The following is a 1,649-nucleotide window of genomic DNA, read 5'->3' as shown; positions in this document are numbered from 1 at the left end:
ATTTAGATCAAAGCTCGCCGCTAATTATTACTGTCATGTTTGCTCATTACGAATGCGGCCAGTTGGGTCTGCCCGTGCATGATCCGCAGTTGCGTGAATTGAAGTTGGATCGGCGAAGCTATGGTGCGCGTCAGCAATCAGCGTCGATTCTGGTCGGCCGCCCGTGGCGTTGGCGCGACCGCACTGGCGCTCTGTACCCTCAGCCTGCTGGCGTCTTGCAACTCTGCCACACTGGGAACTCCGGCGACCAACGCGCCGGGCGATATCGATGTGCTCGACAAGGTCCGTTCGCTGGACATCATGCCCCGTCAGCCGGAGGCAGTGAATGCAACGCAGACCAATGTCGGCGAACGGGGCCACGCGGCCCTGTATGAGGGAACGGTCATCGCCGATGTTCCCGAGACCCGAATCGAGCGCTCGTCAAGCGGCAACGGATACGACCTGAATTTCGAAAATACCCCGGTGACGACCGTCGCCAAGGTCGTGCTCGGCGATATCCTGAATACCGGCTACACGATTGATCCGCGCGTGCAAGGCACCGTGAGCCTGGTATCTGTGCGGCCGGTCGCGAAATCCGACATCATTTTCGTGCTGGAAAACGCGCTGCGACTGAGCGGCGTCGTGCTGATCCGCGATGCGGCTGGCTACCGGCTGACGCCGCTTGGCGATGCTGTCGGCGCCGGCCGGGTCGACTCCGCGGCGGCAAGCCCGGAGCCCGGCTACGGCGTTTCCGTCGTGCCGCTGCAATATGTCTCCGCGCAGACCATCCTGAAGCTGATGGATTCGTTTGCGACCAAACCGGGCAGCATACGCGCCGACCCGACGCGAAATCTTCTGCTCATTCAGGGCACTGGCGCCGAGCGCCAGACCGCGGTCGAGACCGCCATGAGTTTCGACGTCGATTGGATGCGCGGCCAATCGGTCGGCATTTTCCCGGTCACCAACAGCGCGCCCGAACCGATCATCTCCGAACTGGAAAAGATCATGGACTCCGGCGACAGCGGCCTCAGCCAGAGCGTGGTCAAATTCCAGCCGATGAGCCGTCTCAACGCCATCCTGGTGGTCAGCCGCAAGCCGGCGCTGCTGCAGACCGCAGCGACCTGGATCAGGCGGCTCGACCGCGCCGACACCGCGCGCAACAGCGTTCATGTCTATCACGTGAGGTATGGCGAGGCGCGCCAGATCGCAAAGGTTCTGACGGATATGTTCATCGGCGGATCGTCGTCCTCGCTCGACAGCCCGGATAACCAACTCGCGCCAGGGTCCGGATCATCATCCACATCCAGCGCCGACAAGCTGTCGCTGAATGCAAACTCCACACAAAGCAACGGCTTTGCTCAATCCGCGCCCTCGGCAACCGGAACCGGCGGTAATGCGCCGCGATTTGGCCAGTCCTCGCAGCCTGCGGCGGGAGGCCAGGCAGGTGCCGGCGCTCTCGACAGCAGGAGCAGCGGAGGCAATGGCCAGCCTCTGATGGAAGGCGTGCGCATCACGCCCGATGCCGTCAACAATGAGCTTCTGATCTACGCTGACCAGGGCAACTACAAGATCATCGAAGCGACCCTGCAGCAGATCGACCAGGCGCCGCTGCAGGTGGCTATCGATGCAACGATCGTCGAGGTAACGCTCTCCAATGAACTGAGCTATGG

1 protein-coding gene is annotated in these 1,649 nt (G+C 62.0%); it reads left to right on the top strand.

The features are described from left to right. Positions 1 to 120: 120 nt before the first annotated feature. Positions 121 to 1,649: secretin N-terminal domain-containing protein (locus WCB02_RS14490; protein WP_423958907.1), on the top strand; the 1,529-nt coding region annotated here is incomplete at its 3' end.

Source organism: Bradyrhizobium sp. (assembly GCF_049581145.1).
Taxonomy (GTDB): Bacteria; Pseudomonadota; Alphaproteobacteria; order Rhizobiales; family Xanthobacteraceae; genus Bradyrhizobium.
The sequence above is the reverse complement of the archived record's forward strand: the minus strand, read 5'-3'. Positions and strand labels throughout refer to the sequence as shown.